General features: G+C 41.0%; 11 protein-coding genes. 6 read left to right on the forward strand and 5 right to left on the reverse strand.

Translation table 11 applies throughout. The features are described 5' to 3' along the window. Window positions 1-19: 19 nt before the first annotated feature. Window positions 20-2,290 (reverse strand): CHRD domain-containing protein, encoded by a 2,271-nt coding sequence (locus AC4E96_RS04960; protein ID WP_488032387.1) that lies wholly within the window; start codon window positions 2,288-2,290, stop codon window positions 20-22. A 217-nt stretch (window positions 2,291-2,507) separates the two neighbouring features. Between AC4E96_RS04960 and AC4E96_RS04965 the strand changes: the two genes are divergently transcribed. After that, window positions 2,508-3,881 (forward strand): Na+/H+ antiporter family protein, encoded by a 1,374-nt coding sequence (locus tag AC4E96_RS04965; protein WP_490255065.1) that lies wholly within the window; start codon window positions 2,508-2,510, stop codon window positions 3,879-3,881. A gap of 61 nt (window positions 3,882-3,942) precedes the next feature. Here AC4E96_RS04965 and AC4E96_RS04970 read toward each other — a convergent pair whose 3' ends face one another. Then, window positions 3,943-4,872: a serine/threonine protein kinase gene (locus AC4E96_RS04970; RefSeq protein ID WP_490255066.1), complete on the reverse strand. Its 930-nt coding sequence runs from the start codon at window positions 4,870-4,872 to the stop codon at window positions 3,943-3,945. 271 nt (window positions 4,873-5,143) lie between these two features. Here AC4E96_RS04970 and AC4E96_RS04975 point away from each other — a divergent pair, with 271 nt between their 5' ends. The 5 genes from AC4E96_RS04975 (at window position 5,144) to AC4E96_RS04995 (ending at window position 12,894) form a co-directional block, all read left to right on the forward strand. After that, window positions 5,144-6,280 (forward strand): hypothetical protein, encoded by a 1,137-nt coding sequence (locus AC4E96_RS04975; RefSeq protein ID WP_488032384.1) that lies wholly within the window; start codon window positions 5,144-5,146, stop codon window positions 6,278-6,280. Next, window positions 6,280-6,846, forward strand: a complete 567-nt coding sequence (locus AC4E96_RS04980; RefSeq protein WP_490255067.1) for a polysaccharide biosynthesis/export family protein — start codon at window positions 6,280-6,282, stop codon at window positions 6,844-6,846. The genes AC4E96_RS04975 and AC4E96_RS04980 overlap by 1 nt, the downstream gene beginning before the upstream one ends. 2 nt (window positions 6,847-6,848) lie before the next feature. Continuing rightward, window positions 6,849-9,008 (forward strand): GumC family protein, encoded by a 2,160-nt coding sequence (locus AC4E96_RS04985; protein ID WP_488032382.1) that lies wholly within the window; start codon window positions 6,849-6,851, stop codon window positions 9,006-9,008. A 122-nt stretch (window positions 9,009-9,130) separates the two neighbouring features. Beyond that, complete coding sequence (locus AC4E96_RS04990) at window positions 9,131-11,422, forward strand: ABC transporter substrate-binding protein (protein WP_490255068.1); 2,292 nt, start codon at window positions 9,131-9,133, stop codon at window positions 11,420-11,422. Window positions 11,423-11,553: 131 nt separating this feature from the next. Further along, a complete protein-coding gene (locus AC4E96_RS04995) occupies window positions 11,554-12,894 on the forward strand; it encodes a sigma-54 interaction domain-containing protein (RefSeq protein ID WP_488032379.1) in 1,341 nt (446 codons plus the stop codon). 19 nt (window positions 12,895-12,913) lie between these two features. Here AC4E96_RS04995 and AC4E96_RS05000 read toward each other — a convergent pair whose 3' ends face one another. Genes AC4E96_RS05000 through AC4E96_RS05010 form a run of 3 tightly spaced genes read right to left on the reverse strand, consistent with a single transcriptional unit; the run spans window position 12,914 to window position 16,233 of the window. After that, window positions 12,914-13,660: a PRC-barrel domain-containing protein gene (locus AC4E96_RS05000; protein WP_488032378.1), complete on the reverse strand. Its 747-nt coding sequence runs from the start codon at window positions 13,658-13,660 to the stop codon at window positions 12,914-12,916. A 14-nt stretch (window positions 13,661-13,674) separates the two neighbouring features. Beyond that, window positions 13,675-14,568, reverse strand: coding sequence for a phospholipase A (locus AC4E96_RS05005; RefSeq protein ID WP_490255069.1), 894 nt, complete (start codon window positions 14,566-14,568; stop codon window positions 13,675-13,677). Window positions 14,569-14,601: 33 nt separating this feature from the next. Continuing rightward, window positions 14,602-16,233 carry a diacylglycerol kinase family protein gene (locus AC4E96_RS05010; RefSeq protein ID WP_490255070.1) on the reverse strand — a complete coding sequence of 544 codons (1,632 nt, stop codon included), beginning with the start codon at window positions 16,231-16,233 and terminating at the stop codon, window positions 14,602-14,604. Window positions 16,234-16,481 lie beyond the last annotated feature (248 nt).

Below are 16,481 nucleotides of genomic sequence, written 5' to 3' on the forward strand. Positions count from 1 at the left end.
ACTCGGCCATTTAACTCAGTTATTCGATTTGACCTCGAATTTCTCCGCTTGCAAACGCTGGCGTGTGAACATTTACATAATGTCCGCCCGCTGCAAGTACAGCAAAGATATCAGCATCTATCATTAAGTCCGTTGGACTCATCCATAGGTCGACATCAGCTGTTGATTGAACTAATGCGGCAAGGACAGGGCCGTTTTCTCCAGCCATACCTGTATGAATATGTGCTGCTGTCGCATCACTAACTCCACGAGTATGTACCTTCATTTCTACGGCATAGTCGTCTGTGTTAACAAGTGCATAACCATCACCATCTGCCGAAGTAACGACAGCTGGCACTTCTTGGTCACCACTTAAATTAAAGGTCACTAACACGTAATTGTCGGTAAGGATTTGACCGCGAATTTCTCCGCTTTCAACCGCTGGTGTATGAACATTCACGTAATGACCACCAGACGCTAAGACTGCAAATGTTTCAGCATCAATCATCAGGTCAGCAGGGCTTTGCCATACATTGACGTCAGTTTCATTTTGAACAAGGCCAGCTAAAACATCGCCATTCTCACCGATACGCCCTGTGTGGATGTGTGCTGCAGTCGCTGTTTCAACGTTTTTCGTGACAACGGTCATTTCAACTGAGTAGTCCATGGTATTAACAATGGCATAACCATCGCCCATGCCTGTCGTTACGACTGCAGGCACTTCTTGTTCACCATCTAAATCGAACGTCACAAGAACGTTACCATCTGTTAAGATTTGGCCTCTCAACTCACCGCTTTCAACAGCTGGAGTGTGAACATTTACATAATGGCCGCCTGACGCTAGCACCGAGAATGTTTCAGCATCAATCATTAAGTCACTTGGTGTCATCCACATGTTTTCGTTATCAGTTGATTGCTCAAGCGCGACTAACACATCGCCGTTAAATCCGATTCGACCGGTGTGGATGTGTGCCATCGTGGCATCAGCGACTCCTTCTGTTAGTACTTTCAGGTCAACAGAATAGTCATTCATATTAACTAATGCATAACCATCACCTGAAGCTGCCGTTGTAACCGCAGGAACTTCTTGATCACCTGATAAATCAAAGGTTGCTACAACATAGTTATCTGTAACAATCTGCCCTCTTAATTCACCAGACTCAAATTCCGGTGTATGAACGTTGACGTAGTGACCACCACCTGCAAGTACAGCGAAGATATCTGCATCAATTGCTGTATCGGCAGGAGTCATCCAAACATTTTCGTCCATTGTTGACTGCTCTAGCGCAACTAATACGTCACCGTTCATGCCAATGTCGCCAGTGTGAATGTGCGCAGCTGTGGCGTCTTCAACACCAGAAGTAACAACTTTCATTTCGACACTGTAATCATCAGTGTTAATTAATGCATACCCATCACCCATCGCTGATGTTGTGACAGCTGGAACTTCTTGCTCACCCTGTAACTTAAAGGTGGCTAAAACGTAGTTATCAGTCAATATTTGACCTCGAAGCTCACCGCTTTCAACATCAGGTGTGTGGACGTTGACGTAATGGCCACCCGACAGCAGAACTTCAAGCGTTTCGCTATCAACCATTGTATCTTCTGGCGTCATCCAAGTATTCATGTCTTCGGTGTCTTGAACTAGGCCAACAAAAACGTCGCCGTTCGTTCCGATACGCCCCGTGTGAATGTGAGCTGCCGTAGCATTCTCGACATTCATGGTGACTGCGCGCAACACTAATTCACTTGAAGCGCTGTTGTAAGTTGCATAGCCATATCCCATGGCATCTGTACTAACCGCTGGTACTTCTTGAGAACCTGATAGCTTGAACGTGATGATGCTGGTATTGTCGTTTACGATTTGACCGCGAAGTTCGCCAGCTTCAAACGCTTCAGTATGAACGTTGATGTACCATTGGCCGGCGAATAAATCGGCTATTTGTGCATCGGTAACATCGGTTTCTACAATTTCATACGAACCATCAGATGCTTCCGTAAAGGCAAATGCGACGTCACCATTTTTGCCAATTGGACCTTGATGAATATGAGCTGCGGTAAAACCTTCGACTTCACTTACATCAAGTGTTGCACGAATTTGCATAAGGGTTTCGTCGACCTCTACCGTCGCTGTGGCCATTTGTTCGGAGCCACTCATTGGAACTTCTTGTTTGCCATTTATCATGACATCAAAGGATTCGGAAGCTTGGAAAGTAACTTGTGGGGGAGGGGTTGTGTCATCGTCATCGCTACTACTGCCGCAGGCAGTGAGCATAATCAGTGACGCTAATAACAGTATTCGTTTAATCATAGCGTGTTTCCTTTTTGGTTAGACAACAGGATATACAGCCCAACTATCCGTAAAAGTGTTCTACGAAAAGGGTAGGATAATAGATCGCTTTTTGGGGCGTCAGTTTTTCATTGCTATACAAATACTTAGTTAACTTGCTGAAAGTCATTAGAAAAACTTCTGGTTTTACCAGTAATGATTCTGGATAATTTAACTAATTTTATAATTGGGGATAGAAATGAACGCCGTTGTTTTTGCTGTTTTGTTGATGGTGGTATTGAGCCTAGTCAGAGTGAATATAGTTATTGCATTAATTATCAGTGCGTTAGCTGGTGGTTTGATGGGTGGATTATCAGTGCAAGAGTCAGTTGAGGTATTTACCAGCGGTTTAGGTGGCGGTGCAGAAATTGCACTTAACTACGCTATGTTAGGTGCATTTGCAGTCACAATTTCTAAATCTGGTATCACTGACGTTTTAGCTAAAAAGGTAATTGCTAAAATCACTCAGGTTCAAGACGGCTTGAATAATGTCGCTAATGAAGACGAATCGCTAGCGAGAGGAGGCTCTCGACTCCAATTAATCTGGGTAAAAGCAATTTTACTCAGTACAATGCTACTCGCAGCCGTCGCTTCACAAAATGTCGTACCCGTTCACATAGCTTTTATTCCTATTCTAATTCCACCTTTATTACATGTTATGGCGTCGTTGCGCTTAGATCGCCGAGCTGTCGCCTGTTTAATTACCTTTGGATTAACGGCGACCTACATGTTACTGCCGGTTGGCTTTGGCAAGATATTTTTGAATACAATTTTGCATCAAAACCTAGTGGATAACGGATTAGATGTGACGGTTTCTTCTCTGCCACTCGTTATGGCAATTCCGGTATTTGGGATGTTCTTAGGTCTTCTTTTTGCCTTGTTTGTCACGTATCGAAAAGGCCGAGACTATTCTTTACAAAAAATCTTGGAAGCGGAGTCAGAAGCGATTCATGTCAATGCATTTCATCTTTGGGTTGCGGCCGTGGCAGTGGTTGCCGCTCTGGCGACTCAGCTTTACACAAACTCCGTCATAGTTGGTTCACTTATCGGTTTAATTGTTTTTGTTGCTAGCGGAGTCATTAAAGCGAAAGAAAGCCAAGATGTATTTTCTAGAGGCGTAGTCATAATGGGTGTCTTTGGTTTTATTATGATTTCAGCGGCCGGTTTTGCAGAAGTACTCAAAGCAACCAATGCTATTGAGGGCTTGGTGAATTCGACAGTTGGTGTAATAGGTGAAAACAAAATCTTGGCTGCGGCATTAATGTTAACGACAGGATTGCTGATCACGATGGGAATTGGCTCGTCTTTCTCAACGATTCCAATCATTGCCTCAATTTATGTGCCACTCGCGTTGGGGTTTGGTTTCTCGCCTTTGGCAACCGCTGCACTTGTGGGAACGGCAGCGGCATTGGGGGATGCAGGTTCACCTGCGTCTGATTCTACTCTTGGGCCAACTTCTGGCTTAAATGTCGACGGTCAACACGATCATATTTGGGACACAGTCGTGCCAACATTTATGCACTTTAATTTACCACTAATTGCCTTTGGTATTTTAGCGTCACAAGTATTGTAATTGGGGTAAGATTGATTTTATCGCACTAAGGTATTGAAGAGCTGTTAACTAACTACAATACCTAAATAAATTGGCTTGATATCGCAACAGCGATAACTAGGGATATTGTGACAATCAAGGTGCGTTGAGCATGCGCCTTGATGATCTCCAAACTTGAGCCTAATGCTTTATCGAAGACTTCTTGAACTGCATCTTTCGACTTTAATCTTTGTTTGTAATTGGCGTTGAGTAACCCTTTAATTAAAGGCGTCAAGTGGACGGCTTTATTGTACTTTTTAACTAAGCGCAATTGCAGCTTACTCTCATAAAGGCCATTTAATGATGAGAGTTTGAATGGCATTCGATTATTAAACAGTGCATAGATGACTACGCCCAGCGAGTACCAATCGTGATCTTGGCACGACAGGCGCTGTTTTATTTTTTCTGGTGGAAAATAAACTAACCCAGAAATGTTATTCGGCGTTACTTCGTTAGGCTCCAACGCGTTGAGACCAAAGTCGGCAATGACGGCTCGACCAAACTTATCAATCATCACATTTTCAAGCGACACCGCGCCATGAAATACGCCTTGTTCTGAGGCGTAACCAATAGCATCGATAAGTTGTTGGACAAACCAATGTTTTTTCGCAGATGACAAAGCTTGATAACGAATGGCATTTTCGAGGCTGTCACCGTCGATCCACTCCATCACGACATATAACCGCTCATTTAAAATGAAAAAATCAATAGTTTTGATGATTGAGCGATGCTTGAGTGTTTTCGCTTTTTCCAATGCCACACTGATTTCATCAATACTCGATTTTTCATTTATAAAATCAATGGAAATTTCTTTTATGGCTACAGATAAGTCATCACTAAGTCGTTTGGCCAAATACACCAAACCAAACCGCCCTTGACCTTGTAGGCTATCAATTACATAGCCTCCATTGAGAGTCGTGTTCGAATCTAGCGCAGAAAACCCGTGTGCTGATGATGGCTGATTAGAGTCCATATTGATGAAAGTTACTCTTGTTAAGTCTTAAATTGTGTGCTGAAAAAAGACCCATTAGTCTATCAGGAAAACGCGATTTTCGTTACAAAATCAAAATGTTTTTTGAGAATACAGACATTGACGTTAATTTTTGTACGAAACTGTACCAAAAAGTTACATAAAAATGACAATTAGTTGTAGGAAAATGGCGTAAATTTAGTTAAATTTAACCATCTTTTCGATTAACATGTGATCGAACAAGGACGTTGGAAAAATAAGAATTAAAAAAGCTGTGCGATCCTTTCTATTAGTGCTCTATCTTATTAGTAGTTTTACCTATGCTACTGACTGGCAACAACAGGAATTTTCTGTTGAGGCTTCTCTCGCTCAAAATTCCACAGATTTCTACCAATCATCCATAAAAAGCACTGTTTTAGGGTCTCATTTAGATACGGTTCAATTGTTTGAAGGGATGGGCTTACGAGCAAATATCGACCTCAAACATCAAATTTTTAATACTGACTTTGATTCAGATAGAGAGTCGTTTACTAGTTTTGGCGGCAGTCTTGAATCAAGACTGTTCTTATCTGACATTTCTAACGTTGATTTTTCTTTAGCTAAGTCAAAAACCGCCGATGTACTTGGAATTAAAGACGCACGATTCCAGAACTCTTCCTCACCGTTGATGGAAATTGAAAAATCAAATGCAGCGCTGTCCTGGCAATTGGGTTCAGTCGAAAAGCTCAGAAGTTTGCGAATCGGTGTTTCATATTCAGATGAGGCGCAGTACGAATTGAATTCAACATCACTCTTTAGAAATGATAAGCGAGCGAGCATATCAGGCAAATTTACTAATAGAGTTTCAGAAGACACGAGCTTTGTAGCTAGCGTTAATCATACCGACAATGAGATTGTTTTTGCCGCATCTCAATCAACTCCGCAAATTACCGGGGCATTATTGGGTTTTTATACTAACTACTTTGGTAACAGTGCACTGGAAGTATTAATTGGTGTTAGTAACCGCAAGGCTTTTGATAACGATGACGGTGCTGATGTCCTTTCATGGCAAATCAATAACCAAATTGATCTGACGGATAACAGTAATTTTGAATTATCGACAAAACGAGAGTTAACTGGTTCTCCTGATCCAGAGTTTACCGATGCGACCCTATCTGATTTTAGCGCACTGATGACTTGGCAGTTAAGTGAAAACTGGCGTTGGAACAGTCAGTTGACGGCATCTAAATTAGAGTTTTCAAACGGTACTTCTGCACAGAGTCTAGACCTACTCAACTCTGTAAATTGGCGATTTAATGATTATTTATCAGTATCGGGTTTTGTTTTAATTCAAGATTACGAGGGTGACAAACAAGCGTTTAATCATTCGGGCAATAATGTTGGTTTGAGTGTTTTTTGGGAGTTACTGTAATGAAATTGCTATCGAATAACGGTGTAAAATTACCAAGCTCCTTAATTCTCGGTGCTGTATTAGCTTTGGTAAGCCTTTGCTTTGTCTTTACCTCAAGTGCTTTGGCAACCAGCCCTGAGTATCAACTAGGGCCAGGCGATGAAATAGAAATTTTTGTCTTTCAAGAACCCGAGCTCAACGTAAAAGCCAAAATTAGCCAAGCAGGTAACATTAATTTACCGCTTATTGGTCAAGTTAATCTGGAAGGCTTGAACTCTGATGAAGCCAAACAAAAAGTAGAGACGCTGTATAAAGACGGTTATTTGGTCAACCCATACGTCACTTTAACTGTACGACAGTACCGACCGTTTTTTATTCACGGTGAAGTCAAAAGTCCTGGTAGTTACAAATACCAAGCCGAACTCACCATTGAGCAAGCAATTGCGTTATCAGGAGGTCTAAAGGATAGGGCCTCAAAGTCAAACTGGATAGTGTGGCGTGGTTACCCGCAAAAGTCTTTTACGGCGAACAAATCGACCATCGTCATGCCAGGTGATGTTATTAAAATAGAAAAGAGCTTTTTTTGATTATGGAAGATCATAACAGGCACATTATTCATCACGATGACGCCATCGACATTGGCGAAATGGCCTCTATTATTTGGGGCCGAAAGTGGTTTATTGCGCTGTTTGTATTGCTATCAATTGCATTAACATACAATTATCTACTGAAGGTCCCTGATCGTTACACGGCTTCGACCATGATTATGATCAAGGAAACCAAAAATAGTAACGACACATTACAGAATATTCTAAGTGGTGGATTAACGTCAGTTGAAAACACTGAGACCGAACTAGAACTTTTAAAAAGCCGCCGGTTTGCTGGCCAGATCGTTGATAACCTAAACCTTATTCACAATGTTCATTACCAATTACAGTCGGGGTACGAGCCATATATTCACTCCGAACAATTACTGGTAAAAAACCGCTCATTTGCTATCGATAAGTTGACCAAACATATCAAGGTTGTGAAAAAAGCCGGAACTAATTTGGTGAAAGTCAGCTATGAGTCGCACTCAGCGAGTCATTCTGCAACGGTGGCAAATGAAATCGCCAATACCTTTATCAATTTTAAAGAAGAATTGATGGAGCACAAAAATAAAGACAAGGCTGCTTTTCTCGAATCAAAACTATCAGGCGTTAAAGCTAACTTAGTTGATGCAGAAAGAAAAATTACCGCACACCAAAATGAACATGGTTTTTTGGATATAAAAAGTGCGATCGCCGTGGAAGAAGCCAAACTGGCAAAGTTAACTAAAGAAAAGTACGACAAAGAGCGTTTAGTTGAGCAGCAAAAAGTTCTTAAAGCACAAATCATAAAATATAAATCTTCGCCCGAAGAGCTTTTCAGTATCCCAGACGTGGCAGCCTCACAGGCTCTAAGTCGCAGTAAAAACAAACTGCAAGCCAGTGTCGAAGCCTTCAATCAAATTAAATTGCGTTATGGCTACAAGCACCCGGCCTATAAAAAAGCTCAATTACTTTTTGAAGATTCGCGTTCAGAAGTGACCAATGAACTTGAAAGTCACCTCAAGCTAGTTGATAAAAAAATGCAATTGGAAAAGTCTAATTTGACGGCTATTACAAAAGGCATGGCTGATGCGAATAAACGACTTCAAGACTTAGGGGTAATCGAATTCGAGTATCAAAAGTTGCGACGTGAGTTTGAAGCGAATTTAGAACTATACGAAAACTTAATGAAGCGCCTAAAAGAGTCTGAAATGATGAGGGACTTGGCCAATGCCTCAAATATTTTAGTACTTGAAAAAGCCGAAGTGCCTTCATCGCCTAATAGCAAAAAAGAAATACTAATATACGGTTTAGCCATGATGGGCAGTGGTTTACTTGCGGCACTGATCATTCTCATCGAAGCGCTGTTGGCAAGTAAGGTCATTCAATTTAGAAAAGTGGCTAAAATATACGGAACTAAAATTGTTGGCGTTGTGCCAAAAATAAAAATCCGAAGGGGCAAAAAGAAGCCTCTTACGTCGGTCGATAGTAAAAAACACATGAACTTTTTAGAGGCTATTCGCTCAGCCCGCACAAATATTTTATTAGATCCTAAGCTCAGCCGACAAAAAGTGATAGCGGTTACTTCAATTAGTCCAAATGATGGTAAGTCGAGTTTATCCATTCAAATAGCCCGAAGTTTTGGTGAACTAGAAAAAACTATTTTGGTGGATGCCGACTTGCGTTTCCCTTCCATTGGCGATGCGTTGGAAATTAATAAAAACATTCCTGGTTTAACTAATTTAATTTCGAGACAAAACAAACTCAGTGAGACTATTTTTAAGAGCAAAGAAAATAAGTTCCATGTATTAACGGCGGGCTTCCAATCTAAAAATCCACTCTTGTTCTTGTCGCAACCACGCCTCAAGAAGATCATTGAAACACTTAAAAATAACTACAGCCGAGTTGTCGTCGAATGTCCGCCAATAATGTCGGTTAGTGATGCATTTGTTATTTCAAAACACGTCGACAGTATTTATTTAGTTGTCGATGTAGAAAAGACCAGTAAAGGCGAACTCGCGAATGCTTTAGAAGAGATTGCCCAAGCTAACATCAAGGTGGGCGGTTTGATTCTCAATAAAGTGAAAAAGACAGAGAAGTATTATGGTGGCGCATATTCTCAGTACCTCAAGCCTAACTTCCATCACAGCTCTACTGTTTATTCAGAGGGCCCCCACTAAGCTAATCTAATACAGTGAAAACAAGTTGTTAGAATTGTATTGAATGAATTTCTATTTGCCAGATACCGACTATGCTTAAATTGTCGAGTAAGGTTCTATCGGTATCTTAAATAGGAGTATGAGTGGTCAAAACGTTTTTCTTAAATACCTTCGCTTTTCTTATTCTAGGTATTTTATCAACCAATGTAGCGGCAAATCAGAAAGTCCGATTGCAACTGAAGTGGAAGCACCAATTTCAATTTGCCGGCTACTATATGGCGCTGGAAAATGGTCATTTTGCTAACGCTGGTTTTGATGTCGAGATCCTTGAACGCGACCCTTCAACGTCTCCTGTTGAGGATGTCTTAGCCGGACGAGCTGAATTTGGTGTCGCTGATTCCAGTATAGTTCTGCAACGCTTACGTGGTAAACCCGTCGTTATTGCATCAACTATTTTTCAAAGTAGCCCTTTAGTCCTGATGAGTTTGGCAAGTAGTGGTATTGAGAGCCCCTATGATCTAAGAGATAAGCGTATTATGTTTCAACGCAACGTTGATGATGCTGCCATTCAAGCCATGCTACAACTTTTTGATATTGATCCTTATAGTTATACTTTTATACCGCATAATTTCGATAATTGGGCCCTTGCAAAGGGTGACACAGACGCAATGTCTGCTTATTTGACAAATCAACCACATTTGTATGATGACCAAGGCTACGACTATACGATTCTGGACCCTGGTAATTATGGCATCGATTTTTATGGCGATTTGCTTTTTACTACGCAGCATTTGGCAGAAACGAGCCCTGCCTTGGTTCGACGATTTGTTAAGGCTGTTCATCAAGGTTGGAAAGATGCACTGTCCGATCCTGATCGTGCCATAAAAGTTATTATCGAAAAATATAATAGTAAATTGTTAGCAAGCCAATTAAAGAAGGAAGCGGCAAGTACCGCGAGGGCCATAAAAAGCAACTACGTAGCGATAGGCAGTATTTTACCCCAACGCTTTAACCGAATTGCTGAGACTTACAAAAGCCTTGGAATGGCAAATAACTCACGAAATATAGAGGGCTTGTTTTTACACGATTACGAACTGACAAAGTTTCCTATTTCCAAACATACCCTTGTTTTCATCGCCGTCGCATTTTTTGTGATGGTGGTTTATTTGGTTAACCAAGTTGTTTTTAATCGCAAACTAAAGGGTTTAGTCGCCAAAAAGACCGAGGCAATTAAGGAAGCAAATGACTTTTTGGTTCACAACGTCGAAATATTAGAAGAACAAAATGAACAACTGATGTTAGCCAAACAACAGGCGGACGTAGCCAATGAAGCTAAGTCAGAGTTTTTAGCAAACATGAGCCATGAAATCCGAACGCCAATGAATGGTGTCATTGGGATGTTACAACTACTAGCGGTAGAAAAAGATCAGGAAAAGGCTAGTGACCTTGTTCAGCACGCGCTGTCGTCAAGTGAAAAACTGATGGTGATCCTTAACGATATATTGGATTTTTCTAAAATCGAAGCGGGCAAGCTGAATATAGAGCCTATTTCATTTTCAATTCATGAGCTTGCTAACGAGCTGTATCGAGAATTTAAACCACAGGCTACTGAGAAAAGTATTGAATTGATTATCAAAACTGACGACATTGCCCAGGAGTATTGGAAAGGTGATCCGGTTAGAATCAAACAGATTTTATTAAACCTTGTTTCGAATGGAATTAAGTTTACCGAAAAGGGGGTTGTCGAGGTCAAGTTTTGGTCAATTGATAGTGACGAAAAGAAGCTGTGTTTTAGTGTTAAGGACACAGGTATTGGTATGTCCAATGAGATGCACGATAAGTTATACGAGCGGTTTGAACAGGCCGATAGTACATCTACTCGACAGTATGGAGGAACAGGGTTAGGGCTATCCATTTGTTACAGTCTAATTAAACTAATGAAAGGTGATATCAGAATGCAAAGTACATCTGGTATTGGATCAACTTTTTATGTGGAATTACCATTACACACTTCAGATCAAGTAAGTTGTGAAAAGTCAGCCAATTACATGAATGAAGAAGATTTGCACCCAGCTCTAGACGGTAAATATATTGTTGTTGCGGAAGACAATAAAGTGAACCAAATATTGATTAAAGCCATACTGGATAAGACGGGGTGTTGTTATGATTTAGTAGAGAATGGTCAAGAGGCAATAGATATCGTGCTGAAGCGCTCGCCAGACTTGGTGCTGATGGATATCCAAATGCCAACGCTAGATGGTGTAGAAGCATGTAGTATACTGAAAGAACAAATGGCCAAGCTGCCGATAATTGCACTAACTGCAAATGTGATGGAGCATGATGTTGAAAAGTATAAAGAAGTTGGCTTCGATGCTCATATCGCCAAGCCTATCGACCTAAAAGCCTTATACGATACCCTAATCAAATTTACTTAAAAGTAACGCTATTCGGGAATTTATCAGACAACAAGCGCCTTGGCCTTGAAAAGCCTGTCAATAGCCCATAAGAACACTCTAATATGTCACTGGTAACGTGCCGGTCAAAAAAAATACGGGAAGAGGGATTTATGACGAAGGTTAAGGTATTTTTAGATATAAAAAAGGCGTCTATTCTAAAGTCGCTCAACCCCATTTTTAGCTCGTCTGACGTAAATGTAGAATATGCGCCTGAAGGGATAGACGGCTTACTATATCTTCAAGAAACTCACGCTGATATCGCATTAATAGAAACTGCCCAGTTTAGCGCTGCGGATTTAGCTAGACTAAAAGAGGCTAACCAAAATAGCGACACTGAAATCATCTTCTTGAGTGACGGTAAACCAAGTGCTCATATCGATCAAGCGATGATGAATGGGGTTTCTTATCACTTTCGTTCACCATTTGACTTTAGTGTTATTAATGACACGTTACTTGAATTAGTGGATGAATTAACGTCAGAAAGAGAAAAGAAAGCTCCATCAAAGTCCTCAAGCCTTGACCAATTTGGTTTGTTACTTGGTTCCTCTAAGCCTATGAGACACCTTTACCGAACAATCAGAAAGGTGGCGGCGACAGACGCAAATGTATTTGTAGTAGGTGAAAGCGGCACTGGTAAAGAGCTGGTGGCCAACACTATCCATTTAGTTAGCGAGCGCAGCGAAAAGCCTTTTATCGCGGTAAACTGCGGTGCGCTAAGTCCAGAGCTTGTCGAAAGCGAATTATTCGGCCATATAAAAGGGGCGTTCACTGGAGCGACTCGAGACCATCGTGGTGTATTCGAACAAGCGAGCGGTGGAACCCTGTTTTTAGATGAAATCACTGAAATGCCACTCGAGCATCAAGTCAAGTTATTAAGAGTATTAGAAACCGGTGAGTATCGCGCAGTAGGTTCCGATAAGAGTGTACGATGTGATGTGAGAGTTGTGGCTGCAACAAATCGAAGTGTTGATGAAGCAATCGAAACCCACATAAGAGAAGACTTGTATTACCGACTTGCTCAATTTCCTATCAACCTGCCACCCTTACACCAACGAGGTGATGACATCATTGGGTTAGCGCAACATTTTTTGGCGTATAGAAACATGGAAAACAAGAGCGCGAAACATTTTAGCAATGAAACACTTGATGCCCTAAAAAATCACAATTGGCCTGGTAATGTACGAGAACTAAAGCACGTTATAGAAAGGGCGTTCATTTTAGCGGAAGATGAAATATCTCCAGAGCATATTGTTTTTGATGATGTGACGAGCTCAGAAGAGGACGCTCACGCAGAAGGTATCCCCGTTGATGTTCCGCTCGAAACCATTGAGCAAATTGTTATTGAGAAAAACCTAGAGAACAATCAAGGCAATAAGTCTGAAACTGCAGAAAAACTCGGTATTAGTGTTAAAACCTTGTATAACAAGCTCGATAAGTATACCGAAGAATAATAAAAATACTCACCTAGCACTACTCAAGGTCGGTAGGTGAGACATTCATCATAGCCAAAAACTCATCACTATTGATTGCATAAGGGTCAAAGTGAGGGTTGGCCGACAGTTGATGTTTGTTCAATTTAATACTGACGGACTGTGACTTCCAACTTATCTTGTCAATGGCCTGCCACTTAACAACGGCTAGATTGTTGTGTAGCAGTTCAGCTTCGATATCAACGACAAAATAAGGAATAGACCACCGTCGGGTGTTGGTAATAATATCTGCGAAACCATGCTGAGATTCATCTGCTGCAGTACATGAATATCGTGTAACCTCATTTACTGAGCGCAAATCAATGTCTGCCTCTATTGTTTCACTATCTGTTTGCTGGTCGTCATTGATTGAGCCTTTTAACATCATTGGATCTGAGCTTATCCCCCAAAGATCAGTGCCCATCCAGTAGTATCCATAACCATAGTGTTGGTACAGTTTGGCTTCGAAATGCCTTGAAACGGTTTCGTGTTCTTCGACGCCAGGGCTAGATTTTACCTGCTCCTGAGTGATGGATAAGAACACTTGCTTGTTCTCAACATTAATGTAGTAAACTGACACGGGCGAGATCAATACCCGTTGGCTCAATGGGTTCCACCTTTGTGGATCGATAACAAAGTAGCGGATTGCACCGTTTTTCTCAGAGAATAATAAGTCACTGACGATGCCCAACTCACCGTCTATAGCCACGACTTTATGGCCAATTATGCTTTTTAAACTGATAAACATATTTGCTCCTTTGTTTAGATAAAGCTCAACTGTACGCCAAGTCCAAGGCGCTGTTGATGCTGGTTGTATTCGATTAGTGAATCTCCATAACCATTAAAGTATTGAACCAAAACACCGTACTTTTTAGAAAACTGATAATTTAAGTTTAGTTCTATTGCCCCGCGGTTTTGATCAAAATCTAAATTATTTCGCCACACTGCATACCACTTAAATTCTTTGTGCTCATAGCCGTATTCAAACTCAAAATTACCCAAATAATCGGTAATGTCTGGGTTGTCGTCGCCGGTTGGATCAAGCTCACTGTCTTTCTCATTTTCAGGAATTCGCGCCCAAACCTTTAGTGAATAGTAACTGGTTTCATCATTAAGAATAGCTTGCGCAAATAAACGATTCCAGCTCCTCGAATTAAACATATCTTGACCATTAGATTGATGATTAAAACCAAAGCGAAGCTCGTTTACTTGAAAGCTCCATAAATTAATTTCATCCCGGATGCTATAGAAAACCTCAGGTTCATAATCTGTTTCACGAAATGGTTTGGACGCATCAGAATTGTATACTTGCCAGAAAGAAACCGTCGTTAAAGCCGCGTATAGTCCAGTACCTTGCTCATCACTAAAGATCGGCATTTTGATACTTAATTGAAATTTTGCTTCAAAGTTATCAACGTTTTCTTCCGTTAAACCATTCACATTGGTCACACTTGGGTTAGTGACATAGGTGACTGGCAATAGGTAGTTTCTGTTGTGTTGCAATAAGGTGAAAGGGTTACTGATAACACGAGTTTCTAGTTTGTCTTTTTGAGCGAGCACAGGAGTTTTGCCATTTGTCAGTGCTTCTGCATAGGCAGTTTGATCAAAACAAAGGCTAAAAACCAACGGTAACCAACAGGCCATTTTTTTAAACACGATAATACTTCTCCTTGTGTTGCGTAATGTGAATTAATGAATTACTGATGACAACAATACATTTAAAGATGATGGTTTGATAGAAACCTTAACGGAATCACAAGCATAAGTTTCACCGTCAATAACATAACCCACTTCAGACTCCGCTTGAATATGAATCTTTTGGGCTGTTCTGGTTTTTATTGCTTCGTTTACATCACTAGAAAATCCGGCCGCTAATAAACTGGCCACATCAACGACTTTTTCTATCGGGTTTTCCGTTGGTTCTAACCAGGTAATATTAAGGAGCCCATCGGTATAGTCTGGTTCACCTTCTCCCTGGGCTAGAAGGGTCGTTAAAGGTGCAGCATTGGCAATGGCCATACTCGATGTATGTATAGACTGAGCAGGCTCGTCGTCAAACTGGACCATTAATGTCATGGGGGCGTTTTCATGTAAGGCTTGCCAAAACCCATGTAAATAAGCAAATTGGCCGAGTTTATTTTTGGCACTGCGGTCTGCTTTTTTTATCATTTGCTCTTCTATTCCTAATGCTGCTACAAGTAACATTGTCTTGTTGTTACAAACAGCGGTATCGATTGGTGTTACTTTACCCTCTAAAATGTGCTCAAGGGCGGTATCAACCGGAATAAGCTTGCTTTCTACTCCATATAGACTGTGAGCTAGCGCGTTGGCTGTGCCCATGGGTAAAATACCAAACTTTATGTCCGTCCCAACGAGGACAGAGGCGACTTCAGCCAATGTACCATCACCTCCAGCCGCAATAACGACGCTTGCCCCGGCGTTTTTGGCTTGTTCTGCTAATTCTTGGGCATTTGTTTCAGGTGTGGTCTCAACGACTTGAAGATTAAACTGTTCACCTAAGCGATTTTCAACTTCCGCTCGGTGTTTTGGCCATTTTCCTTTACCAGAAACTGGGTTTCCAATTACCCAAGCTGGGCTGAATAGTTTAATGATTCCCTCTTCTCGATATTTTATTAGTCGCTTTAACTGGCTCTTGTTTAAACCAGCTTGACTTCGAATATCGGTTATACTTTCGAGCACCTCTCTTGGACTTAGATCCGGATGTTTTGCTAATAAGTATGCCGCAACACAGAACAATGAACGACCCCGTCCCAACGCGCAATGCACCAGCACTGGTTTGCCCTGAGAACGTTTAGAGTCCATCCAATTTAGTGCTTGTCGCAATTGGGTTTTGGTTGGGCTTTGGTGATCCAAAATCGGAATATTGAGATAATCAATGTCCATGAAATGACTACTCCAATCTAAAGCATCAAACTCACAAGTAACATCTAATACTGCTCCTATATTTTGATCGTCCAGAGTGAGTGCTTCATCGGCACTTAATCGACTCGCCAAATAAATATCATCTTTAATATGATGGACAAAATGTCGGTTTGATTTTGAGTCTTTCGCCTTTTCAATTTTGTTGTACAACTGAACGCCAAACATAAAAGGGAAGAACAAAACCCTGATAATAGAGGGGATAGAACCATCGGAGCGCTTTCTGAATATTTTGGGCTGTTTGGTGAGGTATGCGATAAAGACTAAAAACAAAGACAGTCCAATCCAGCACAACAAAACAGCAGCAACAACACTGTTTACCATGGTTGCTAATGCGATTAATAACAAGCTAACTAACCCATAAATGTACTCTACGTACATAGTTTCTCCTTGATGATTCTCGTTTGGACCTACTTAACTAAGCCAAAACTGTGCCGGACTGATAAGTTACTGATAAGTATGGATTAGCTTTGTAGAAAAGCGAATTTTTTGAAGTGAAATCTATTTAGGCTGTAATTTTTACAGGACAAGGGTGTTATTACTTCATAATGGGAGCCGGTCTGTGTATCAAAAATAAGACTTAGATTTTATAAGTTAATGACTTGTTTGATCTTTTATATCGATAAATA

This window comes from Psychrosphaera sp. (assembly GCF_982872775.1).